The sequence below is a fragment of the Paraburkholderia sp. UCT70 genome (assembly GCF_050434085.1).
Lineage (GTDB): Bacteria > Pseudomonadota > Gammaproteobacteria > Burkholderiales > Burkholderiaceae > Paraburkholderia > Paraburkholderia tuberum.
Map to the genome: position 1 here is coordinate 1,975,599 of NZ_JBNPVZ010000004.1, position 22,843 is coordinate 1,998,441.

Here is a 22,843-nt window from a genome sequence, read left to right on the forward strand (position 1 = left end):
TCACGCGAGTCCGAAGCCGTCGTCGGCGACGATCACCGAGCCGTTGATGAACTGCGATTCATCCGCCGCGAGCAGCAGGAGCAGCCCATCGAGATCCTCCGGCTTGCCGACCCGATGACGCGGCAGCATCGCCACGAGTTTCTGGCCCTGATCGGTCGACCAGTGGTGATGGTTGATCTCGGTGTCGATATACCCGGGGCAGATCGCGTTCACATTGATGCCGTGCTTGCCCCACTCGAGCGCCATCGCCTTCGTCATGTGGACGACCGCGGCCTTGCTCATCGAATACAGGCCGATTTGCGGCAGCACGCGCAAGCCCGCCATCGACGCGATGTTGATGATCCGGTACGACGGCTTCTGCGCGTTGTTGCCGCGCATGATCATGCGCTTGGCGACTTCCTGCGCCACGAAAAACGCGCCGCGCGTATTCGTGTCGAACACGTATTCGAAGTCTGCCGGCGTGACCTCGGACAGCTTCTGCGTGGTCGACACGCCCGAGTTGTTGACGAGGATATCGATGGTGCCGGCCTCGGTCTCCGCATGCGCGACCGCCGACTTGATGCTCTGATAGTCGGTCACGTCGAGCGACACGACGTGCGCGGCGCCGCCGGACGCCTCGATTTCCGCGCGCAGTTCCTTGAGCCGCTCGGTACGTCGGCTCGCCAGCACGACCTTCGCGCCCGCCTGCGACAGCACCTGCGCGAAGCGCTTGCCCAGCCCGCTCGAGGCGCCCGTAATCAGCGCGACCTTGCCTTCCAGATTGATCGAACGGCCCATTATCTTTCCTTGTTCGGTTGTGGTGACAACTGCGGTTGACGGGTTCGGTAGGACCCGACTAAGGGTCTATACCGTATCATGAAATAGTACGGTCGTGCTAATCTGTGGCTTTCGGCTTGCGGCGCGGGAATCGATCGCCCACAATACGAACCCGAAAAAAGCATTCTAACGGTAAGAGGAGCATCAATGACCCCCGCAAGTCTCATTGAGCAGTACGGCCCGCGTGAGTCGATGGAGTATGACGTCGTCATCGTCGGCGGTGGCCCTGCGGGCCTGTCGGCGGCCATTCGCCTGAAGCAGCGCGCCGCCGAACGAGGCGCTGACATTGGCGTGTGCGTACTCGAAAAAGGCTCTGAGATCGGGGCCCATATTCTGTCGGGCGCGGTGATGGACCCGCGCGCGCTGACCGAGCTGATCCCGGACTGGAAGGAAAAAGGCGCGCCGCTGACGGTCGACGTGACCGAAGACCGCTTCCTGTTCCTGTCGGAGACGGGCGCGAAGAGCGTGCCGACCTGGGCGCTGCCGGACAATTTCAAGAACCACGGCAACTACGTGATCAGCCTCGCGAACGTGACGCGCTGGCTGGGTCAGCAGGCCGAGGCGCTCGGCGTCGAGATATTCCCTGGCTTTCCGGCGGCCGAAGTGCTGTACAACGACGACGGCTCGGTCAAGGGCGTCGCGACCGGCAACCTCGGCATCGGCAAGGACGGCGAACCGACCGGGAACTTCCAGCTCGGCATGGAGCTGCACGCGAAGTACACGCTGTTCTGCGAAGGCGCGCGCGGCCACCTCGGCCGCCAGCTGAACGAGAAGTTCAAGCTGCGCGACGGCGTCGATCCGCAGGTGTACGGCATCGGTATCAAGGAGCTGTGGGAGATCGATCCGGCCAGGCACAAGCCGGGTCTGGTGATGCACACGGCCGGCTGGCCGCTCGAAAACGACACGTACGGCGGCTCGTTCCTCTACCACATGGACAACAACCAGGTTGTGGTCGGCTTCGTGGTCGGCCTCGGCTATTCGAATCCGTATCTGTCGCCGTTCGAGGAATTCCAGCGCTACAAGACGCATCCGGCGATCCGCGCGATTCTCGAAGGCGGCAAGCGCGTGTCCTACGGCGCGCGCGCGATCACCGCGGGCGGCCTGATGTCGTTGCCGAAGCTGGTGTTCCCGGGCGGTGCGCTGGTCGGCGACGACGCGGGCTTCCTGAACGCGTCGCGCATCAAGGGTTCGCACGCCGCGATCAAGACCGGCATGCTCGCCGCCGATGCCGCGTTCGACGCCGTCCAGGCCGGCCGTCAGTCGGACGAACTGAGCGCCTACCCGGAAGCGTTCAAGACGTCGTGGCTCTACACCGAGCTGTATCGCGCGCGCAACTTCAAGCAGTGGATGAGCAAGGGTCTCTACCTCGGCACGCTGATGGTCGGTCTCGAGCAGAAGCTGCTCGGCGGCAACGTGCCGTGGACGCTGCATCATCAGCATTCCGATCATGAAATGCTGAAGCCGGCTTCTCAGTGCAAGCCGATCACGTATCCGAAGCCGGACGGCAAGCTGACGTTCGACCGGCTGTCCTCGGTGTTCATCTCGAACACGAATCACGAGGAAAATCAGCCGGCGCACCTGACGCTGAAGGATCCGACCGTGCCGGTCAACGTGAACTGGCAGACCTACGCGGGACCGGAGGCGCGTTATTGCCCCGCTGCAGTGTACGAGTTCGTGAAGAACGACGATGGCAGCGAGCGGCTCGTCATCAATGCGCAGAACTGCGTGCACTGCAAGACCTGCGATATCAAGGACCCGACGCAGAATATCGTGTGGGTCACGCCGGAAGGCGGTGGCGGTCCGAACTATCCGAATATGTGATTGATGTGCCGTCTGCCTTTGCGGCGCTGCGCGATAACCGGCAGCGTCGCGCAGGCAAATTCCGATAGCGCGCTCGCGCTTTCGTCTGCGCGCATTCTTGCGCGTTTCGTTGGTCCCCTTCCCTATTCTTTTTTATGGCGGCTCGTTCGCCGCCAATCGCGGGACCGCGTCAGGGTTACGGCGCGCTCGCCGCGATCTTCGGCGTGCTCACGGCCACATCGCCGCATTGCGCGCGATGGCGCAGCGCGTGATCGATCAGCACGAGCGCAAGCATCGACTCGGCGATCGGCGTCGCACGAATGCCGACGCAGGGGTCGTGCCGCCCGAAGGTCTCGACGATCGCGGGGTTCCCCGCCTTGTCGATCGAACGGCGCGGCGTGCGAATGCTCGACGTCGGCTTGATCGCGATCGACACCGTGATGTCCTGCCCCGTCGAAATACCGCCGAGCACGCCGCCCGCGTGATTGCCGACGAAACCTTCCGGCGTCAGCTCGTCGCCATGCACCGAGCCGCGTTGCGCGACGCTCGCGAAGCCCGCGCCGATCTCGACACCCTTCACCGCGTTGATGCCCATCATCGCGTGCGCGATGTCGGCGTCGAGGCGGTCGAACAGCGGCTCGCCGAGGCCGACCGGCACGCCGGAGGCAACCACGTTGATGCGCGCGCCGATCGAATCACCGTCCTTGCGCAGCGCGTCCATATACGCCTCGAGCTGCGGAACGATCTCCGCATTCGGCACGAAAAACAGGTTTTCGCGCACCTGCGCCCAATCGACGAACGGCACGTCGATCTCGCCGAGCGCGGCCATATAGCCGCGAATTTCGGTGCCGAACTTCTCGCGCAGCCACTTCTTCGCGACCGCGCCCGCCGCGACCGTCGGCGCCGTCAGCCGTGCCGACGAGCGGCCGCCACCGCGGTAATCGCGAATGCCGTACTTTTGCCAGTACGTGTAGTCGGCGTGGCCGGGGCGGAACGTTTCCGCGATGTTGCCGTAGTCCTTGCTGCGCTGGTCGGTATTGCGGATCAGCAGCGCAATTGGCGCGCCGGTGGTTTGACCTTCGAACACGCCCGAGAGGATCTCGACCTTGTCTTCTTCCTGGCGCTGCGTCACGTGGCGCGACGTGCCCGGCTTGCGGCGATCGAGTTCGAACTGGATGTCGGCTTCGTTGAGCGCCATGCCCGGCGGGCAGCCGTCTATCACGCAGCCGATAGCGGGGCCGTGCGATTCGCCGAAGGTCGTGACAGTGAAAAGCGTACCGAGCGTGTTGCCGGACATGAGCGCCGTCCAAAGAAATACGGGGAGACCGCTATTATGCCAGCCCGCTCGCCTCGAAGCCGGACCTGGCGACGGCGATGGCCGATCGGCCAGGGCGCACTCGGCCGAAAGCGGGTGATGGTGGGCGAGCTCGCCATCTCGGCGTCCGCGCACCGGCCCACGGCTATTTGCGGGCGCCGCGCAGATCGGTCACGATCCGCTGCAGTGTCTCCGGCGTCGCGAGCGCCGGGTCGATCGGCTCGCCGACGGCGAGGCTCAGCCGGCTCATCACACCTTTGCTGTTCGGCCGCGGCCAGGTTGCGTCCACCGCGCGCGAAAACACGCTGCCCCACAGCCCGCGCAACGCCATCGGAATGACGGGCGCCGGCGTCCGCCTGACGATCTCGGCGACGCCGTGGCGAAACGGATTCAGCTCGCCGGTACGCGTCAGCTTCCCTTCGGGAAAGATGCAGACGAGTTCGCCGTCCGCGAGCGCCTGCGCGCACAGGTCGTACGCACGCGCGAGCAGCGCCGCGTCCTGATGCGCGGACGCGATCGGAATCGCCTTCGCGTGCCGGAACAGCCAGCCGACGAACGGCGAGCGGAAGATCTGGTGGTCCATCACGAAGCGGATCGGCCGCGGGCTTTCGGCCATGATGACGATCGCATCGACGAAACTGACGTGGTTGCACACGAGCACCGCCGCGCCCTGCTCCGGAATCCGCTCCGCGTGCACGAGCCGGATCCGGTAGAACGTATTCACGAGCAGCCACGCGATGAAGCGCAGCAGGAACTCAGGCACGAGCGAATAGATGTAGCCCGCGACGACCACATTCAGAAGCGCGGTGACGAGGAAGATCGCCGGAATACTGAAGCCCGCGGCGGTCAGGCCCACCGCCATCAGCGCCGACACGATCATGAACAGCGAATTGAGGATGTTGTTCGCGGCGATGATGCGCGCGCGATGGCTCGGCTGACTACGACTCTGGATCAGCGCATACAGCGGCACGCTGTAAAAGCCGCCGAACATCGCGAGCAGGAACAGATCGGCGAGCACGCGCCAATGCGCTAGCCGCGCGAGAAATTCGCCAACGCTGAGCAGATGCCCCGCCGGCGGCAGCGCGTGGCTCGCGAAAAAAAGATCGATCGCGAACACGCTCATGCCGATCGAGCCGAGCGGCACGAGGCCGACTTCGATCCGCCGCTTCGAGAGCCGTTCGCACAACAGCGAGCCGATGCCGATGCCGATCGAAAACGTGGCGAGCAGCACGGTCACGACGTCGGGATCGGCGGACAGCACGTCCTTCGCGAAGTTGAAGAACGACGCGAGGAACGTCGCGCCGACGAACCACAGCCACGAAATGCCGAGCAGACCAAGAAACACCGTGCGGTTTTCGTGCGCGAGCTTCAGATTGCGCCACGTTTCGCTGACCGGGTTCCAGTTGATGCGCAACCCGGGCTGCGGCGCGGGCGTAGCCGGCACGAAGCCCGACACGGCGCGCCCGATCAGCGCGATCGCGATACACGCGCAAGCGAGCACCACCGCGCCATGCTCGGCGAACCCCGCGCCCGCGCCGCCGACGATCGTGCCGATCAGGATCGCGACGAAAGTGCCCATCTCGACCATGCCATTGCCGCCGACCAGCTCCGCCTGCGACAGATGCTGCGGCAGATACGAGTACTTGACCGGCCCGAATACCGTCGAATGCACGCCCATCAGGAAAGTGCACAGGTACAGCAACGGCGCGCTGTTCAGCCAGAACCCCGCGCCGCCGACCAGCATCACCGCGATCTCGAAAGTCTTGACGAGGCGCGTGAGCAACGCTTTGTCGTACTTGTCCGCGAACTGGCCGGAAGTGGCCGAAAACAGCACGAAAGGCAGAATGAAAATCGCGGAGATCAGGAACGCCGCGGTTTTCGGGTCGACGCCCGAAAACCGCGCCGCCTGATACGTGACGAGCGACGTGAAGCCGATCTTGAACACGTTGTCGTTCATCGCGCCGAGAAACTGTGTCCAGAAGAACGGCGCGAAGCGGCGCTGGCCGAGCAGGCGGAACTGGGATTCGTGCGCTTCGTGCGCGCGAGTGGCGCGGCGGGCGGCGGGCAACGGACGATCGTTCATGAAGTCAGGAGAACGGCGCGGAAAAATGGCGATGAAGCGGGCGGCACGGCTGGCAAGCGGATCGCCGCGACTCGCGCACGCGGCTCCCGCAATCCGCCCGCACCAGTTCCAGACACAAAAAAAGCGCCCGCTTGCGCGCGCGCCCTGTCGGCGGATTCGCGCTCGCGGCGACGGCCGGAGCGCGACCTTCGAGCCACGCGCATCAACGCGCCGGCTGCTGGTCCTGTCCTTCCTGCTCTTCCGGCCAGTCGCGGATATAGGCCTTCAGCATGCGGTTCTCGAACCCCTGCTCCTCGACCACCGCCTTCGCGACGTCGTAAAACGAGATGACGCCCATCAGCGTGCGGCTTTCCATGACGGGCAGATAGCGCACGTGATGCTCGAGCATCATGCGGCGCACTTCGTTGACGTCGGTTTCGGGCGTGCAGGTGAGCGGATGGTCGTCCATCACCCTGCGGATCGTCGAGGTGCCGACGCTGCCGCCGTTCTCGCTCAAGGTCAGAATGATTTCGCGAAACGTCAGCATGCCGACGAGGTCGCCGTACTCCATCACGACGAGCGAGCCGATGTCGTGCTCGGCCATGGTATTGACGGCGTCATGCAGCGTGGTATCCGGCGTGACCGTAAAAAGGGTATTGCCCTTGACTTTAAGAATGTCGCTGACTCGCATGATCTATCTCCTGATACCGCCAATCTTGCAGTGCATGAAATGTTTTTTCGATCCTATCGGAAAGGCCCATAAAAGGAAAGCGGCCCGCCAGCCAAGGCGCGGCGGGCTTCGGAGACTCGAATTCGTCTGACTTCCAGCTTGCGAGCATGCCCCGCTCCCGGCACGAGCCGCACGAACCCGCGGGAAAACCGCGCTTGAAGCGGCGCGCGCCAATGGTAGGATGGCCGCCCACCCCGATCTTTCGCGAGGCCGCTCGCGGCCCGCCGCCCACGATGTCCGCCAACCGTTTCGATACGCTTGCGCTGCACGCCGGCGCTGCCCCCGACCCTGCCACCGGCGCGCGCGCGACGCCGATCTACCAGACCACGTCGTTTTCGTTCCGCGACTCGGATCATGCCGCCGCGCTGTTCAACATGGAGCGCGCCGGCCACGTCTACTCGCGCATCTCGAATCCGACCGTCGCCGTGTTCGAGGAGCGCGTCGCCGCGCTCGAAAACGGCGCCGGCGCGATCGGCACCGCGAGCGGCCAGGCCGCGCTGCATCTGGCGATCGCGACGCTGATGGGCGCGGGTTCGCACATCGTCGCGTCGAGCGCGCTGTACGGCGGCTCGCACAATCTGCTGCATTACACGCTGCGACGCTTCGGTATCGAGACGACCTTCGTCAAGCCCGGCGACCTCGACGCGTGGCGCGCCGCGCTGCGCCCCAACACGCGCCTGCTATTCGGCGAAACGCTCGGCAATCCGGGCCTCGACGTGCTCGACATCGCCGCGCTCGCACAGATCGCGCACGCGCACCGCCTGCCGTTGCTGGTCGACTCGACCTTCACGACGCCCTACCTGCTGCGCCCCTTCGAGCACGGCGCCGACCTCGTCTACCACTCGGCGACCAAGTTTCTCGGCGGCCACGGCACGACGATCGGCGGGGTGCTGGTCGACGGCGGCACGTTCGACTTCGAGGCTTCCGGCCGCTTTCCCGAATTCACCGAGCCGTACGACGGTTTCCACGGCATGGTATTCGCCGAGGAAAGCACCGTCGCGCCGTTCCTGCTGCGCGCGCGTCGGGAAGGCTTGCGCGACTTCGGCGCGTGCCTGCATCCGCAGGCCGCGTGGCAGCTGCTGCAAGGCATCGAGACACTGCCGTTGCGCATGGAGCGTCATGTCGTCAACACACGGCGCGTGGTCGAGTTTCTCGCCGGTCATGCGGCGGTCGAATCGGTCGCCTATCCCGAGTTGCCGACGCATCCCGACCACGCGCTCGCCAGGCGGCTGCTACCGCGCGGCGCGGGCGCCGTGTTCAGCTTCAACCTGCGCGGCGACCGCGCGGCCGGGCGCGCCTTCATCGAAGCGCTCACGCTCTTCTCGCACCTCGCGAACGTCGGCGACGCGCGCTCGCTGGTGATTCACCCGGCATCGACGACGCACTTCCGCATGGATGCCGCCGCGCTCGCCGCGGCCGGTATCACCGAAGGCACGATCCGTCTGTCGATCGGGCTCGAAGATCCGGATGACCTGATCGACGATCTCAAGCGCGCGCTGAAGGCCGCGCAAAAAACCGCGCAACCGGCGAGCGGCGGTCGTACCGCAACGCCGAGCAGCGCCTCACAACAGACCAACACTGCCGCGCCCGCCGCCACGAGCACCCCCGCCCGCCCGGAGTCCGCATGATCGTCACCGTTCAAGACAAACCGGCCTACGCCTACACCGGCGGCAAACCCTTCGACGCGAGCCTGCCAACCGCCGTGTTCATCCACGGTGCCGAGCACGATCACAGCGTGTGGGCGCTGCAAAGCCGCTACTTCGCGCATCACGGCTTCGGCGTGCTCGCGGTCGATCTGCCGGGCCACCGACGCAGCGCCGGCCCCGCGCTTGCCAGCATCGCCGCGCTGGCCGACTGGCTCGCCGCGCTGCTCGACGCCGTGGGCGTCACGCGTGCGTTCGTCGCCGGTCACAGCATGGGCTCGCTGATCGCGCTCGACTTCGCCGGCCGCTATCCGCAGCGCGCAACGCATCTTGCGCTGCTCGCCACCGCGCTGCCGATGACGGTCTCCGACGCGCTGCTCGACGCCGCGCTCAATCGCGAGCCCGAGGCAATCGGCATGGTCAACCAGTGGTCGCATTCGACGCTCGCCGCGAAGCCCTCGTGCCCCGGCCCCGGCTTCTGGCTGCACGGCATGAACCAGCGGCTGATGGAGCACGTGTCCGCCAGCGGCGAGCCGCATCTGTTCCACACCGACTTCACCGCCTGCCATACCTATGCGGACGGCCACGCTCGTGCGGCGCAGGTGCGTTGCGCCACGCGCCTGATCGTTGGCCGGCGCGATGCGATGACGCCGCCGCGCGCGGCGAAAGCGCTTGCCGATGCGCTCGCGCAGGCGGGCACGCCGGTCGACACCGTCACGCTCGATGCGGGCCACGCGTTGATGACCGAGCAACCCGACGCGACGCTCGATGCGCTGTACGGCTTCGCTTCGCGGCCGCCGCACAAAGCGGACTGAAGGGGCGCGCGATGGCCGCTCGCCGCGCGCCTCGGTGCTCCGCGGGCGGCCGTCGGGAATGCCGTCGGGAATGCCGTTGCGAATCGCCACCGAATCACTACCGAACGACCACGATACCCACGCCGAACCCGCCGCGCCATCTGCCGAATGGCCAGGTTGCGCCAGGCAGGCGATCGCCGGAGAATGATCGAAGCTGTCTTTTTCAGCCTCCGGAGGCCGTCATGGCTCATACAGCACATACCGATCACTTCGCGAACTTCGCGGAGTTTTATCCGTACTACCTGAGCGAGCATCGCAATCTCGTGTCGCGGCGGCTGCATTTCGTCGGCTCGCTCGGCGCCATTGGCTGCCTCGCGATGGCGCTCGCCACCGGCGACTGGCTATGGTTGCCGGCGGCCGTGGTGTGCGGCTACGGCTTTGCGTGGGTCGGCCATTTCTTCTTCGAAAAGAACCGGCCTGCCACCTTCCGTCATCCGTTTTACAGCCTGATGGGCGACTGGGTGATGTTCAAGGACATCTGCGTGGGGAAGATTTCGTTGTAGTTTTATCGGGGCGGCTCGAAGTCTGGCCGCCCTATCACGCTGCCTGGTGCGGCATCGAAGCCGCCGCGCGCTCGCCATCGCCGGGTCGCGCCGCCCGTGCCGCCGCGCGCGAGGTGAGCAACGCGGCGAGCGTCACCTTCAGCTGGTCGCTGTCGAGCGCGGCAAGCAGCATGCCGCCGTCCACGCGCGTGGAGTCTAGTTCGAGCTGATACGTAAGCTCCGCGCGGTCGATCACGAACAGGTCGTACAGCCGCTGCACGGTCACCTGCGCCGGGTTCGCGAGGAGCACGAAGTGCGGGCCGGTATGGTCCTCCTCCAGCCGCGCGATCCACTCGATCTCCTCGAGACGCTGCAACAGCATCAGCGTCGTATCCTTGTCGCGGCGAAGCATCCGGGCAAGCTCGGGCATCGTGTAGCCGCGTCTGCCGCCCTCACGCGCTTCGCACAGCCGCGCGAGCAATTCGAGCGAATCGAACAGATTGCTGCCATAGAACACGGGGCGGTGAAACTGACCGATGCGAATCGCCGGCAACGCCGATGCGATCATCGCGCCGGTCAGCGTGATGAACCAGCACAGGTACATCCACACCAGGAACAGCGGCACCGCTGCGAACGCGCCGTACACCGCCGTATAGGTCGGAATACGGCGCACGTAGTAGCCGAAGCCGCGCTTGGCGAGCTCGAACGCGACCGCGGCGATCACGCCGCCGACCACCGCGTCGCGCCATTCGACTCGGCAGTTCGGCAGATAAACGTAAAGGATCGTGAACGCGAGCATCGTGAACGGCAGCGAGGCGCTCGCGAGCGCCCATTCGATCAGCGGTGTGATGCGCTGCGCGGCGCTAAACGACATCGATTGCGTGAACACATACGACGAGATGGACAGGCTCACGCCGATCAGGATCGGACCGAGCGTGATGATCGCCCAGTACACGAGAATGCGCTGCGCGACGGGCCGCGCCTTGCGCACGCGCCAGATCACATTGAACGCGGACTCGACGGTCATCATCGTCATCACCGCGGTGACGAACAGGATGATCATGCCGATCGTGGTCAGCCCTTTGGCCTTCGATGCGAACTGGTTCAGATACTTGAAGATCTGATCGTTCAGTTGCGCGGGCATCAGGTGGTCGGCAAGAAAAAACTGCAGCGACGCCTGGAACGAGCTGAAGATCGGAAACGCGGTGAACAGCGCAAACGCGACGGTGGCGAGCGGCACGAGCGCGAGCAACGTCGTGAACGTCAGGCTGCCCGCGACCTGCGGAATCCGGTCCTCGCCGATGCGTTGCGCCGCGAATTGCGCGAGCCGTTTGAGCGTGTCGAGATCGAAACGCACCCTAACCAACAAACCTGCCTCCTTGCTTGCTGAACCGTCAGACCGGGACTGCGGGAACTCCGCGCGGCGTTTGGCCGAAGCTCCTGGCCGAACGGCTATGAGCGGCCTGTGCAACTGACCGAACCCCTATAATACCCGTTCAATGATGAGGCCTATGAAAGACATTCTCGTGCTTTATTACAGCCGTCACGGCGCCACCCGCGAGCTTGCGCTGGCGATCGCGCACGGCGTCGACAGCGTCCCCGGCATGCAGGCGCGCGTGCGCACCGTGCCGGCGGTTTCCACGGTTTGCGAGGCGAGCGAGCCGGACATTCCCACCGAAGGACCACCGTACGTCGAGCTGCGCGACCTCGAAGAATGCACGGGCCTCGCGCTCGGTTCGCCGACCCGCTTCGGCAACATGGCGGCCGCGCTCAAATACTTTCTCGACGGCACCACGCCGCAGTGGCTATCCGGTGCACTGTCGGGCAAGCCGGCCTGCGTGTTCACGTCGACCGGCAGCCTGCACGGCGGCCAGGAATCCACGCTGCTGTCGATGATGCTGCCGCTGCTCCATCACGGCATGCTGATCGTCGGCATTCCATACACGGAGAGTGCGCTGTCCACCACGCAGACCGGCGGCACGCCGTACGGCGCGTCGCATTACGCGCGCGCGGGCACGACCGGCCATGGCATCTCCGCCGACGAACGGACGCTGGCGATTGCGCTTGGTGCGCGCGTTGCGCGCACGGCGGCGTCGATGTCCGAAAGGCCGTAAGCGTAAAGCCGTGAACGAACCGGATCCGCAACCCACCGAACACGACGACGCCCGTCGTGACGCGGGTGGCGCTGAACTCGCGGCCACGAACTCCGGGGGCCACGCGAACGCGTCGCGCGCAAGCCTCGCGGCCAACGCGTCGGCATCTACAACCGTCGTGCCCGTGCAACCCAAAGCTGCCGCCGCGCTCGTCGCCGCTTTCACACTGGTCTCGATGATCGTGCTTGCCGTCGCATGGGAATGGTGGCTCGCGCCGTTGCGCTCTGGCGGCTCGCTGCTCGTGCTGAAAGCGTTGCCGCTACTCTCCGCGTTGCCGGGCGTGTGGCGACGTCGGCTTTACACGATGCAATGGGCGTCGATGCTGATCCTGCTGTATTTCGCCGAAGGCGTCGTGCGTGGCTGGAGCGATCATGGCTTGAGCGCGCGGCTCGGCTGGCTTCAAGCGGCGCTCGCCATGATCTTCTTCACCTGCGCACTCGCGTATGTCGGACCGTTCAAGCGCGCGGCGAAACGAACCGCGAAGCAGGCTGCAAAGCAGGCCGCCAGCGAACCGACCCCGCCCGCCTGACGCCCAGGCCCCAACACCGCCAACCGATCCACATGACCCACACCGCTTTTCTCGCCGCCTGCCGCGACGCCATCGGCGCGACTTACGTACTGACCGATCCGCACGACACCGCTCCCTTTCTGTCCGACTGGCGCCGCCGCTACACCGGCGCGGCCTGCGCGGTGCTGTGCCCGGCCACGTCCGCAGAAGCCGCCGCGCTCGTCAGGCTCGCGGTCGAACATTGCGTCGCGCTGGTGCCGCAGGGCGGCAATACCGGCCTCGCGGGCGGCGCGACACCCGACGCGAGCGGCGCGCAGGCGGTCATTAGCCTGCGCCGCCTGAATCGCGTGCGCGACATCGATCCGCACAACAACACGATCACGGTCGAAGCCGGCGTGATCCTCGCCGACGTGCAGAAGCACGCCGAAGCAGCCGGGCGTCTGTTTGCGCTGAGCCTCGCCGCCGAAGGCAGCTGCACGATCGGCGGCAATCTGTCGACCAATGCGGGCGGCACCGGCGTGCTGCGCTATGGTACCGCGCGCGAGCTATGCCTCGGCCTCGAAGTGGTGACGGCGCAAGGCGAACTCTGGGACGGCCTGCGCGGGCTGCGCAAGGACAACACCGGCTACGATCTGCGCGACCTGTTCATCGGCGCGGAAGGCACGCTCGGCCTGATCACCGCGGCGGTGCTCAAGCTGCATCCGCAGCCGGCCGCGCGCGTCACCGCGCTCGCCGCGCTCGCGTCGCCGCATGCGGCGCTCGATTTTCTCGCGCTCACGCAACGCGTCGCCGGGCCGCTCCTGACCGGCTTCGAACTGATGTCGGATTTCTGCCTGCGCCTCGTCGGCCGGCATTTCGAGCAGATGCGTTATCCGTTCGCCGAACCACATGCGCAGGTCGTGCTGCTCGAACTGTCGGACAGCGAAAGCGAAGTGCACGCGCGCACGCTGTTCGAGGGGCTGATGGAAACCGCGCTCGAACAAGGTCTCGTGGAAGACGCCGTGGTGGCGGAAAACCTCGCGCAGTCTCGCGCGTTCTGGAATCTGCGCGAGCACATTCCGCTCGCCCAGGCCGAGGAGGGCCTGAACATCAAGCACGACATCGCGGTGCCGATTTCACGCGTCGGCCACTTCATCGAAGCGACCGATGCGGCAATCGCGCAAGCCGCGCCGGGCGCGCGCATGGTCACGTTCGGCCATCTCGGCGACGGCAATCTGCACTACAACGTACAGGCGCCCGAGGGCGTCGATGCGAAGGCGTTTCTGCGGCAGTACCAGAGCCCGATCAACCGGATCGTCTACGACAGCGTCGATGCGCATCGCGGCAGCATCAGCGCGGAACACGGACTCGGCCAGTTGAAGATCGACGAAGCCGCCCGCTACAAGCAGGACGTCGAGGTGCGGATGATGCGCGCGATCAAGCAGGCGCTCGATCCGCTGAACCTGATGAATCCGGGCAAGGTGCTACGCTAGTGTCTGAAGCCTGCGCGATCCGGCGTGCAGGCGTTTTGCAGGAGTCGCGTCCGTGAAGATTCGCGTGCTGTCCGATCTGCATCTGGAAAACGACGAGCCTGAACTGATCCCGCATGCGCAGGCGGATCTCGTGGTGCTGGCGGGCGACATCCACAATCATGCGGCCGGCCCGCGCTGGGCCGCGCAGGCGTTCGACGACGCGGTGCCGGTCGTCTACGTGCCGGGCAATCACGAGTACTACGACGGTGAATTCGGCGCGCTGGAGAGCGCGATGCTCGACGCGGCCGCGCAGGTCGACAACGTGCATGTGCTGAACAACGCCGCGCTGGTCGACAGCCAGGGCCGCTGGCGCGTGCTCGGCACGACGTTGTGGACCGACTTCGCGCTGTACGGCGCGACGCCGGATGCAATCGAGGAATCGATCGTCGCCGCGCGCCGGGTCATGCTCGACTATCGCGGGCTGATCCAGATGAACTGGCCGCACGACCCGCGCGACGCCGCGCGCGACTTCACGCCCGCCGATTCGCTCGCGCTGCACCAGCATGCGCGCGCGTGGCTCGAAAGCGAGCTTGCCAAACCGTTCGCCGGCCAAACGATCGTGGTCACGCATCACGCGCCGCATCGGCTGAGCCTGGCCGGGCGTTTTGCCGAAGACCGCGTGTCGGCGGGCTTCGTCAACCATCTGCCCGAACTCGTGCGCGCGCCTGTCGCATTGTGGATTCATGGCCACACGCATACGTCGTTCGACTACGTGGTGGACGGCACGCGCGTCGTGTGCAATCCGCGCGGCTATTTCGACCGGCGCACGCGCCAGTGGGAAAATCCGCTGTTTGCGTGGGACAAGGTCGTCGAGATCTAGCGGGTGCTAGCGGGCCTCTTGCATCAGATCAACCCGCCGCCGCTCACCGCTCGCGCCGCGGCGCATCCTGTGACTCGACCTCGACCGGCACGAGCTGCGGCTGCTGTTCGCGCATGCGGCGCAGCAGATCGCGCGACGCGGCGACGCCGATCAGTCCAAACATGACGGCCAAGCCGATCATCAGGTGCGTATCCATGGATGTGTCGTCCTTCAGTGGTTGCGAGGCGCCGAACGGCGGCGAATCCAGCGCGTCCGGCCAGAGCGGCGACGCGTGAACGACACGTTAACAAATCGACTGCGCGGCAGAAGTAAAGAAATGTTGCGACGCGGCGCGTGTGTAACAGGCTGTCACGCCGCGCGCCCACTCCGCGTGCCGCTCGAACGTCAATGCATGACGAGCAGACCGTTCAGGTCCGCGCGAACTGCCGCAACTCCTCCTGATCCGCCGCCAGCGTCGAAGGCAACTCGTCGCGCAGGAACTCGACCCACGTGCGGATCTTCGCATCGAGATACTGCCGCGACGGATACAGCGCATACAGATTCATCTGCTGCGACGTGTACTCGGGCATCAGCCACAGCAGTTCGCCGCTGCGCAAACGGCTGATCGCCGAGTAGATCGGAATCAGCGCTACGCCCATGCCCTGGGCGACGGCCACGACCATCGCCTCGGCCACGTTCACCTGAAACGTCGCCGCGCCGAGCGAGACGGTTTCCTCGCCGTTCGGGCCGTCGAAGGTCCATTTGTCCGGCGGATTCACCGGCGTCACCATCTGCAGGCAGGCGTGCTGCGCGAGGTCCGCAGGCGTTTGCGGCACGCCGCGCCGTTCGAGGTACGCCGGCGACGCGCACGCAATGCTGAACGCGCTGCCAAGGCGCTGCGACACGAGCCCCGAATCCGGCAGGCCGGTCGCGAGCGTCAGGGAGACGTCGAAGCCTTCGTCGAGCAGATCGGGCATGCGCTGCGCGAGCGTCAGTTCGATATGCACGTCCGGGTAGCGCTGCTGGTAACGGCCTACGGCCGGCACCACGTAGTGCTGGCCGAAGCTCGTCATCGCGTGAACCTTCAGCTTGCCGGACGGACGCGCGTGCGCGTCGCTCGCCTCGGCCTCCGCCTGATCCACGTACGCGAGAATCTGCTCGCAGCGCTGCAGATAGCGCTCGCCAGCTTCAGTCAGCGCGATGCGGCGCGTGGTCCGGTTCAAAAGCCGTGTGCGCAGATGCGCTTCCAGATCGGAAACCGCGCGCGACGCATAGGCCGTCGTCGTATTCAGATGCTGCGCGGCGCCCGTGAAGCTGCCCGCTTCGACGACGCGGACGAAAACGCGCATGTTTTGAAGCGTGTCCATACCTATCCTCAGAAATCGGCAGCGATTGTTACATGATCAGCAATGGCGATTATCTCATGTCGGGTAAAAATGCCTTGCATCTTTACCGGTTATTCCGCAATCGATCAAAAAATATAATTGCGCACCAGCTTCTATAGTCAAATTTGGAGGAAATCGTGCAGTCCCCGGTACCCAAAGGGATCGCCGCAGCCGCGGTTCTTACGATCCTATTAATAATCGCCGGATGCGCAAGTACCGGAGGCGTCGCGCCGCAAACGCACACGATCGACCCTGCGTCGCTCGATGCGGGCAACGCAATCCGCGCCGCCAACGCCGATGCGCAGTGGCCCGCCGCCGACTGGTGGCGCGCCTATGACGATCCGCAGCTGGACCGGTGGATCGCGGACGCGCAAGCCGGCAATCCCAGTCTCGCGGTCGCCCAGGCGCGCGTGCGCGAAGCGGCGTCGATGGCCGGCGTCGCGCGTGCGGCGCTCGCGCCGCAAGTCAACGGCAGCCTGTCGATCCAGCGCCAGCAGTGGGCCGACAACGTGTTCTACGGTCCGGGGCCGCTCGCGGGCGAGCAGTCGTGGAACAACACCGGCACGCTCGCCCTCGCGTATCACCTCGATTTCTGGGGCAAGGACAAGAACGCCGCCGAGCGCGCGCTCGACCTCGCGCACGCCAGCGCCGCCGACGCGCGCGCCGCTCAGCTCGAACTGCAGGCGAACGTCGTGCGCACCTATATCGAGATGTCGCTGAACTACGCGTTGCTCGACATCGCGAAGGCCACGCTGCAGCAACAGCAGCAGATCGTCGACCTCGCGAACCGGCGCCTGAAGGGCGGCATCGGCACGCAGCTCGAAGTGAGCCAGGCCGAGACGCCGATGCCCGAGTACGAGCGCCAGATCGACGCGATCGAGGAGAAGATCGCGCTCGGCCGCAATCAGTTGGCCGCGCTCGCGGGCAAGGGTCCGGGCGCCGGCGACGCGATCCAGCGCCCGGCGCTGTCCCTCGCCGCGCCCGCTGGTCTGCCGGCCGCGCTGCCCGCGGATCTGATCGGCCACCGGCCCGACGTGGTCGCGGCACGCTGGACGGTCGCCGCGCAGGCGCGCGGCATCGACGTCGCCAAGGCCGGGTTCTATCCGGACATCAACCTGCTCGCGTCGATCGGCGGCTATGCGGCGATGGGGCCGCTGTTCCAGTTCCTGAAGAGTCCGTCGCATAGCTGGAGCGTGGGTCCCGCGCTGACGCTGCCGATCTTCGACGGCGGCCGGCTGCGCTCGCAGCTCGGCGCGGCGTCGGCGGGCTACGACGAGGCCATCGAGCGCTACAACCAGTCGATCGTGGGCGCGCTGAAGGACATCTCCGACCAGGTGATCCGCATCCGTTCGCTGACCACCCAGGCCGACGACGCCGACCGCTCGGTCGCCGCCGCGCGCAGGAACTACGAGCTGTCGCGCGAAGGCTACCGGCGCGGCTTGACCGACTATCTGAACGTGCTGGTCGCGCAAAACCAGTTGCTGCGCGCGCAGGAAGGCGTCGCCAAAGTGCAGGCCGAGCGGCTCGGCGCGCATGCGTCGTTGATGACGGCGCTCGGCGGCGGTCTCGACGATCCGGCCAACGGTCCGCGGGATAACGAAACGTTGCCGGCGCATGGCAAGGGCAGCGGCGAGAGCAAGAGTGGCGCGGCGAGTAGCGACACGGCAACAGCAGATGCCAACGCCAGGACCAACGCACCCACCACCGCCACCACCACCGCCTCGCGCGCCCCGAACGCGCCCGCGTCCGAGTAAGGAAGGCCATGTCCTCCTCGCCCTCCCCGTCGAGCGCGCGCCCCGCCTCGTTCGCCGCGCTCTACGAAGCCGCCGCCCACTGGGCGCGCACCGACGGCCTCGTATGGATCTATCTGTTCAAGTCGCTCGCCGCGTGCTTCCTCGCGCTCGGCATCGCGATGAAGCTCGATCTGCCGCAGCCGCGCACCGCGATGACCACCGTGTTCATCGTGATGCAGCCGCAAAGCGGCGCAGTGTTCGCGAAGAGCTTCTATCGGATCTGCGGCACGCTGGTCGGTCTCGTCGTGATGCTCGCGCTGATCGGACCGTTCGCGCAGCAGCCCGAGCTGTTCCTCGTCACGACCGCGATCTGGGTCGGCATCTGCACCGCCGGCGCCGCGCGCAATCGCAACTTCCGTTCGTACGGCTTCGTGCTGGCGGGCTACACGGCCGCGCTGATCGGCATCCCCGCTTCGCAGCATCCGGACGGCGCGTTCCTGAGCGCGCTCACGCGGGTCGCGGAAGTGGTGATCGGCATCATCTGCGCGGGCGCGGTCAGCGGCCTCGTGTTTCCGCAGTTCGCCGGCCTGCAGATGCGCGGCACCGTGCGTGCGCGCTTCTCGGCGTTCGTCGAGTACGTATCGGCGTCGCTTGCCGGGCGCAACGACCGCGCGCAGATCGAGGCGACCAATGCGCGCTTCGTCGCCGACATCGTCGGCTTCGAGGCCGCGCGCAGCATCGCCGTGTTCGAAGGCCCCGATTCGCGGATGCGCGGCGGGCGCCTCGCGCGTCTGAACAGCGAGTTCATGACCGCGTCGACGCGCTTTCACGCGCTGCATCAGCTGATGAACCGTCTGCGCGACAGCGGCACGCACGGCGCGGCGATCGCGATCGCCGCGCTCGAACCGTACTTCAACCAGATCGCGCCGTTGCTCGCGAAGTCGGGCGAGCCGGTGCTGAGCGCGGCCGACGCCGCGCACGCCGCGGCCCAGCTCGACACCTACAGAAGCGAGTTGCCCAAACGCGTGCGCGCGACGCGCGGCGAGCTCGAAACGTACCCCGACGCGCCGTTGCTCGATTTCGACACGGGCGCCGAGCTGCTGTACCGCTTCATCGACGACCTGCATGCGTACGCGGCGACCTACGCGTCGCTCGCCGTCGACACGCACGCGCGCGAACGCTGGATCGAGCGCTACGAGCCGAAAACCAACGCGATCGCGGCCGGCGTCGCGGGCCTGCGCGCGGCCATCGTGATGATGGTGCTCGGGGCGTTCTGGATCGCCACCGCGTGGCCGAGCGGCTCGACGTTGACGTTGGACGCGGCGGCCGTGTGTGCGCTCGCGTCGGCGTCGCCGGATCCGAAGCGCACCGCGTTCCAGATGGCCGGCGGCACGGTGCTCGCGACGCTGATGGGCATGATCGCGGTGTTCGGCGTGTATCCGCACATCGACGGCTTCGTGATGCTGTGCGTCGCGCTCACGCCGTTCCTGCTGCTCGGCGTGTTGATGACCACGCGTCCGACGCTCGCGGGCTACGGCGTCGGCTACTGCATCTTTCTTCTGCTTCCTCGCCGGCCCCGACAACGTGGTTCACTACGACCCGAGCGCGTTCATGAACGACGCGCTCGCGCTGGTGCTGTCGATGCTGGTGTCGTCGATCGCGTTCGCGGTGCTGCTGCCGCCGTCGACGCCGTGGCTGCGCAACCGCCTGCTCGTCGACCTGCGCCGCCAGGTGGTGCTGGCCGGCCGCGCGGGTCTGGCACGCGTGCGCTCGCGTTTCGAAAGCGGCGCGCGCGATCTGATGTTCCAGATCAACGCGCTGTCGCAGAACGAGCCCGAAACGAAGCGCGACACGCTGCGCTGGCTGTTTTCGGTGTTGGAGGTCGGCAACGCGGTGATCGACCTGCGCCGCGAAATCGCGACGCTGCCCAACGAGCCGCGCTACCACAAAGCGGCACCGTGGCGCGTCGCGCTGCGCGCGCTGCGCGATGCGCTCGCGGCGCTGTTCGAGCGGCCGCGGCGGCAGCACTTCGCGCGCGCGCTCGCGGCGACCGCCGATGCGATCGCGCAAGTGCAGCAGCTAATGGCCGACTTCACGCCATCGCGTGAAGAACGCCATCAGCTATTGCGCATCCTCAGTCAACTGCATTTCATCCGTACCGCGCTGCTCGATCCGCAGTCGCCGCTTGCCTCGGCGATCGGCGCGCGCGCGGACGCATCAGAAGAAAAAGGAGTTCCTCATGCCGCGTGATATCGCCGTGCTCGATGCCTATGTGCCGGCCATTGTGCTGCTGTTCATCGCGGGCGCCGCGCTGACCTGGCTCGTCGATCGCGTGATCGCCTATACGGGCCTCTATCGCGTGGTGTGGCACCCCTCCCTGTTCCGGGCCAGCTTGCTCGTGTCCGTGTGCGGCCTTCTCGGCCTCGCCGTTTATCGTTGATCAGAGTCGAAACATGACCATCCGAAATCTTGTGGGCTTCATCGCGACAGCCGTCATTTTCATCGTCGCGATCGTGATTGGCCGCGTGCTGTGGGTCCACTACATGGACGAACCGTGGACCCGCGACGGCCGCGTGCGCGCCGAGATCGTCAACGTCGCGCCGGACGTGTCGGGCGCGATCGTCGATCTGCCGGTCAAGGACAACCAGTTCGTGAAGAAGGGCGACCTGCTGATGCAGATCGATCCGTCGCATTACCAGATCGCGGTCGAGCAGGCGCAGGCCGCCGTTGCCGCGCGCAAGGCCGAATTGCAGATGAAGCGCGACGACGCGCAACGGCGTGCCGACATGGATTCGCAGGTGGTGTCGAAGGAAAGCCGCGAAAACGCGACGCATACCGCGTCCGCCGCCGATGCCGCCTATCAGCAGGCACTCGCCGCGCTCGACGCCGCGAAGCTGAACCTCGAGCGCACGCGCGTGGTGTCGCCGGTCGACGGTTACGTGACGAACCTTTCCGTGTTCCGCGGTGACTATGCGAGCGCGGGCGCGGCGAAGCTCGCGATCGTCGATAGTCACTCGTTCTGGGTGTATGGCTACTTCGAGGAAACCAAGCTTCCGCACGTGCGCGTCGGCGATCAGGCCGAAATGCGGCTGATGAGCGGCGGCACGCTGCAAGGCCACGTGGAGAGCATCTCGCGCGGCATCTACGACCGCGACAATCCGCAAAGCCACGAACTGCTCGCGGACGTGAATCCGACCTTCAACTGGGTGCGCCTCGCGCAGCGCGTGCCGGTGCGCGTGCGGATCGACTCGGTGCCGCCCGACGTGATGCTGGCGGCGGGCACGACCTGCACGGTGGTGGTGCGGCCGGGGACAGGCTCCGGCTCCTCGATGGCCAACGCGAGCTGACGCCCGCGCCGCCTTTTATAGCCTGAACTGCCCCACCATCGCCTTCAGCCCGCGCGCCTGATCGTCGAGCGAGCGGGCCGCGGCGGTGGCCTCCTCCACCAGCGCGGCGTTCTGCTGCGTGCCCGAGTCCATCTGCGTGACCGCGAGACTGATCGCCTCGATACCGGCGCTCTGCTCGGACGACGCCGCCGAAATCTCGCCCATGATGTCGGTCACGCGCTTCACCGCCTTCACGACTTCGTCCATCGTCTGACCGGCGTCCGCGGCGAGCGTCGAGCCGTTGCTCACGCGCTCGACCGAGGTCTGGATCAAGCCCTTGATCTCCTTCGCGGCCGCCGCGCTGCGCTGCGCGAGATTGCGCACTTCCGCCGCGACCACCGAAAAGCCGCGTCCCTCCTCGCCCGCGCGCGCCGCCTCGACGGCCGCGTTCAACGCGAGGATGTTGGTCTGGAACGCGATCCCCTCGATCACACCGATGATGTCGCCGATGCTGCGCGAGCTGTCGTTGATGTCGTTCATCGTCGCGACCACGCGGCTCACGACCGCGCCGCCCTGCTCGGCGATCGCCGACGCGTTGTTCGCGAGCGTGCTCGCCTGCTTTGCGTTGTCGGCGTTCTGACGCACCGTCGAGGTCAGCTGCTCCATGCTGCTCGCGGTGCGCTCGAGCGCGAGCGCCTGCTGCTCGGTACGCTGCGACAGATCGAGATTGCCCATCGAAATCTGCCCGGACGCGGTCGCAATCGCATCGGCGCTCGACGCGATGTCGGCAACCGTCGTCGCGAGTCCGCTTTGCATGTCGGACAGCGCGAACAGCATGCTCGCACGGTCCTTGCCGCCGAGCGCGATGCGGTTCGACAGATCGCCCGCGGCGATGCGGCGCGCGATCTCCGTGGCGTACGCGGGCTCGCCGCCGAGCTGCGCGGTGAGCCGCCGCACGACCCACGCGGCGATGCCGAACGCGAGCACGATCAGCGCGAGCGTCATCACCGCGATCATCACGAACGACGAGTGATAGATGAAGCCGGACGCGTCGATTGTCGCCTTCGCGGCGGTGCCGCGCTGCGCGACGAGTTCGTCGACGAGCTTTTCGAGCTTGCCGGTTTCGACGAGCAGCGACACGTCCTGCGTGCCGACCTGCCAGTTCATCTGCGACAGATCGAGCGGCTGCGCTTTCACGAGCGTGACGAAGTCGCGCAGATGACTGCTCCATGCCGCGACCGCCGCGGCGAACGCCTTCTGCACGCCGACCGCCTTCGCGTCCGACTTATCGACGTACTGCTGGAGCGTGCGCAGTTGCTCGTTGAGACCCGCGAGGCCGCGCTCGATGTCGGCCCCGAGTTCGTCGCGCTCCTTCGCCGTGGTCGCGGTGAGCAGCATCTTTTGCGCGCGGCTCGCGCGCAGCATGTGGCCGCGCGCTTCCTCGGCGGCGCGGCTCGCGACGTGGCCCTGGTCGTAGATCGATTGCGCGGACGCGTTCAGCCGGCCGATCTGCAGCAGCGAAAACACGCCGATCAGCAGCGTGCCGGCGAGCAGAATCGCAAACGCGATCCGCAGCGTCGCCTTGACCGACAGGCCGTTGAACTTCGTTGCCGCTGCGCTGTGTGCCACTGCTTTCATAATCCCCGTCCCCACATGTCGACGCGCCGGACGGTCGGTTCCGGCATCACCACTTATCTCTCCGGGTCTACGGCAGCCTGCCCCGCGA

The 22,843-nt window shown here is 66.4% G+C and carries 19 protein-coding genes and 1 pseudogene; 12 read left to right on the plus strand and 8 right to left on the minus strand.

Features of this window, described 5'->3' with window-relative positions; genetic code table 11:
• Positions 1 to 777: an SDR family oxidoreductase gene (locus tag OKW41_RS34685; protein WP_018421159.1), complete on the minus strand. Its 777-nt coding sequence runs from the start codon at positions 775 to 777 to the stop codon at positions 1 to 3.
• Positions 778 to 963: 186 nt separating this feature from the next.
• On the opposite strand from OKW41_RS34685, the gene OKW41_RS34690 reads away from it, so the two are divergent.
• Positions 964 to 2,637, plus strand: coding sequence for an electron transfer flavoprotein-ubiquinone oxidoreductase (locus tag OKW41_RS34690; protein WP_429489591.1), 1,674 nt, complete (start codon positions 964 to 966; stop codon positions 2,635 to 2,637).
• Between the two features lie 175 nt (positions 2,638 to 2,812).
• Here OKW41_RS34690 and aroC read toward each other — a convergent pair whose 3' ends face one another.
• From aroC to OKW41_RS34705, 3 genes are all read right to left on the minus strand, one after another.
• Positions 2,813 to 3,913, minus strand: coding sequence for a chorismate synthase (gene aroC / locus OKW41_RS34695; protein ID WP_429575402.1), 1,101 nt, complete (start codon positions 3,911 to 3,913; stop codon positions 2,813 to 2,815).
• Positions 3,914 to 4,076: 163 nt separating this feature from the next.
• On the minus strand, positions 4,077 to 6,014 hold the full coding sequence (locus OKW41_RS34700) for an MFS transporter (protein ID WP_429575403.1): 1,938 nt from the start codon (positions 6,012 to 6,014) through the stop codon (positions 4,077 to 4,079).
• Between the two features lie 202 nt (positions 6,015 to 6,216).
• A complete protein-coding gene (locus tag OKW41_RS34705) occupies positions 6,217 to 6,684 on the minus strand; it encodes a CBS domain-containing protein (protein WP_429575404.1) in 468 nt (155 codons plus the stop codon).
• 272 nt (positions 6,685 to 6,956) lie between these two features.
• On the opposite strand from OKW41_RS34705, the gene OKW41_RS34710 reads away from it, so the two are divergent.
• The 3 genes from OKW41_RS34710 (at position 6,957) to OKW41_RS34720 (ending at position 9,723) form a co-directional block, all read left to right on the plus strand.
• The gene (locus OKW41_RS34710) at positions 6,957 to 8,351 is read left to right on the plus strand and encodes an O-acetylhomoserine aminocarboxypropyltransferase (RefSeq protein WP_429575405.1); all 1,395 of its coding nucleotides are present in this window, start codon (positions 6,957 to 6,959) and stop codon (positions 8,349 to 8,351) included.
• A complete protein-coding gene (locus tag OKW41_RS34715; RefSeq protein ID WP_429575406.1) occupies positions 8,348 to 9,181 on the plus strand; it encodes an alpha/beta fold hydrolase in 834 nt (277 codons plus the stop codon). Before OKW41_RS34710 ends, OKW41_RS34715 begins: the two co-directional genes overlap by 4 nt.
• Before the next feature lie 221 nt (positions 9,182 to 9,402).
• A complete protein-coding gene (locus tag OKW41_RS34720; RefSeq protein ID WP_429575407.1) occupies positions 9,403 to 9,723 on the plus strand; it encodes an Mpo1-like protein in 321 nt (106 codons plus the stop codon).
• A 34-nt stretch (positions 9,724 to 9,757) separates the two neighbouring features.
• Here the strand turns inward: OKW41_RS34720 and OKW41_RS34725 are convergent, their stop codons facing one another.
• The gene (locus OKW41_RS34725; RefSeq protein ID WP_429450863.1) at positions 9,758 to 11,071 is read right to left on the minus strand and encodes a YihY family inner membrane protein; all 1,314 of its coding nucleotides are present in this window, start codon (positions 11,069 to 11,071) and stop codon (positions 9,758 to 9,760) included.
• A 142-nt stretch (positions 11,072 to 11,213) separates the two neighbouring features.
• Here OKW41_RS34725 and wrbA point away from each other — a divergent pair, with 142 nt between their 5' ends.
• From wrbA to OKW41_RS34745, 4 genes are read left to right on the plus strand one after another with little or no spacing between them, the layout of a single operon-like run.
• Positions 11,214 to 11,816, plus strand: coding sequence for an NAD(P)H:quinone oxidoreductase (gene wrbA, locus OKW41_RS34730; RefSeq protein WP_429450865.1), 603 nt, complete (start codon positions 11,214 to 11,216; stop codon positions 11,814 to 11,816).
• Between the two features lie 10 nt (positions 11,817 to 11,826).
• Complete coding sequence (locus OKW41_RS34735) at positions 11,827 to 12,384, plus strand: DUF2069 domain-containing protein (protein WP_429575408.1); 558 nt, start codon at positions 11,827 to 11,829, stop codon at positions 12,382 to 12,384.
• Between the two features lie 32 nt (positions 12,385 to 12,416).
• A complete protein-coding gene (locus OKW41_RS34740; protein ID WP_429575409.1) occupies positions 12,417 to 13,835 on the plus strand; it encodes an FAD-binding oxidoreductase in 1,419 nt (472 codons plus the stop codon).
• A gap of 52 nt (positions 13,836 to 13,887) precedes the next feature.
• Positions 13,888 to 14,694, plus strand: coding sequence for a metallophosphoesterase (locus tag OKW41_RS34745; protein WP_184021786.1), 807 nt, complete (start codon positions 13,888 to 13,890; stop codon positions 14,692 to 14,694).
• 43 nt (positions 14,695 to 14,737) lie between these two features.
• Here OKW41_RS34745 and OKW41_RS34750 read toward each other — a convergent pair whose 3' ends face one another.
• Both OKW41_RS34750 and OKW41_RS34755 read right to left on the minus strand, forming a co-directional pair.
• On the minus strand, positions 14,738 to 14,890 hold the full coding sequence (locus OKW41_RS34750; RefSeq protein WP_167544144.1) for a hypothetical protein: 153 nt from the start codon (positions 14,888 to 14,890) through the stop codon (positions 14,738 to 14,740).
• A 211-nt stretch (positions 14,891 to 15,101) separates the two neighbouring features.
• Complete coding sequence (locus tag OKW41_RS34755; protein WP_429450871.1) at positions 15,102 to 16,040, minus strand: LysR family transcriptional regulator; 939 nt, start codon at positions 16,038 to 16,040, stop codon at positions 15,102 to 15,104.
• Positions 16,041 to 16,195: 155 nt separating this feature from the next.
• Between OKW41_RS34755 and OKW41_RS34760 the strand changes: the two genes are divergently transcribed.
• From OKW41_RS34760 to OKW41_RS34775, 4 genes and pseudogenes are all read left to right on the plus strand, one after another.
• Positions 16,196 to 17,812 (plus strand): efflux transporter outer membrane subunit, encoded by a 1,617-nt coding sequence (locus OKW41_RS34760; protein WP_429575410.1) that lies wholly within the window; start codon positions 16,196 to 16,198, stop codon positions 17,810 to 17,812.
• 8 nt (positions 17,813 to 17,820) lie between these two features.
• Positions 17,821 to 20,041 (plus strand): annotated as a pseudogene (locus OKW41_RS34765) (FUSC family protein).
• Positions 20,031 to 20,231: a DUF1656 domain-containing protein gene (locus tag OKW41_RS34770; RefSeq protein WP_018421177.1), complete on the plus strand. Its 201-nt coding sequence runs from the start codon at positions 20,031 to 20,033 to the stop codon at positions 20,229 to 20,231. The pseudogene OKW41_RS34765 and the gene OKW41_RS34770 overlap by 11 nt, the downstream one beginning before the upstream one ends.
• A 13-nt stretch (positions 20,232 to 20,244) precedes the next feature.
• Positions 20,245 to 21,138: an efflux RND transporter periplasmic adaptor subunit gene (locus OKW41_RS34775; RefSeq protein WP_429575411.1), complete on the plus strand. Its 894-nt coding sequence runs from the start codon at positions 20,245 to 20,247 to the stop codon at positions 21,136 to 21,138.
• A gap of 15 nt (positions 21,139 to 21,153) precedes the next feature.
• Here the strand turns inward: OKW41_RS34775 and OKW41_RS34780 are convergent, their stop codons facing one another.
• Entirely contained in the window at positions 21,154 to 22,755 is a 1,602-nt protein-coding gene (locus tag OKW41_RS34780) for a methyl-accepting chemotaxis protein (protein WP_429450876.1), read from the minus strand.
• Between the last annotated feature and the right edge of the window lie 88 nt (positions 22,756 to 22,843).

Coding starts and splice junctions, on each gene's coding strand:
- OKW41_RS34685 (WP_018421159.1), bottom strand. CDS start 777: ATGGGCCGTTCGATCAATCTGGAAGGCAAGGTCGCGCTGATTACGGGC.
- OKW41_RS34690 (WP_429489591.1), top strand. CDS start 964: ATGACCCCCGCAAGTCTCATTGAGCAGTACGGCCCGCGTGAGTCGATG.
- aroC (WP_429575402.1), bottom strand. CDS start 3,913: ATGTCCGGCAACACGCTCGGTACGCTTTTCACTGTCACGACCTTCGGC.
- OKW41_RS34700 (WP_429575403.1), bottom strand. CDS start 6,014: ATGAACGATCGTCCGTTGCCCGCCGCCCGCCGCGCCACTCGCGCGCAC.
- OKW41_RS34705 (WP_429575404.1), bottom strand. CDS start 6,684: ATGCGAGTCAGCGACATTCTTAAAGTCAAGGGCAATACCCTTTTTACG.
- OKW41_RS34710 (WP_429575405.1), top strand. CDS start 6,957: ATGTCCGCCAACCGTTTCGATACGCTTGCGCTGCACGCCGGCGCTGCC.
- OKW41_RS34715 (WP_429575406.1), top strand. CDS start 8,348: ATGATCGTCACCGTTCAAGACAAACCGGCCTACGCCTACACCGGCGGC.
- OKW41_RS34720 (WP_429575407.1), top strand. CDS start 9,403: ATGGCTCATACAGCACATACCGATCACTTCGCGAACTTCGCGGAGTTT.
- wrbA (WP_429450865.1), top strand. CDS start 11,214: ATGAAAGACATTCTCGTGCTTTATTACAGCCGTCACGGCGCCACCCGC.
- OKW41_RS34740 (WP_429575409.1), top strand. CDS start 12,417: ATGACCCACACCGCTTTTCTCGCCGCCTGCCGCGACGCCATCGGCGCG.
- OKW41_RS34750 (WP_167544144.1), bottom strand. CDS start 14,890: ATGGATACGCACCTGATGATCGGCTTGGCCGTCATGTTTGGACTGATC.
- OKW41_RS34755 (WP_429450871.1), bottom strand. CDS start 16,040: ATGGACACGCTTCAAAACATGCGCGTTTTCGTCCGCGTCGTCGAAGCG.
- OKW41_RS34770 (WP_018421177.1), top strand. CDS start 20,031: ATGCCGCGTGATATCGCCGTGCTCGATGCCTATGTGCCGGCCATTGTG.
- OKW41_RS34775 (WP_429575411.1), top strand. CDS start 20,245: ATGACCATCCGAAATCTTGTGGGCTTCATCGCGACAGCCGTCATTTTC.
- OKW41_RS34780 (WP_429450876.1), bottom strand. CDS start 22,755: ATGAAAGCAGTGGCACACAGCGCAGCGGCAACGAAGTTCAACGGCCTG.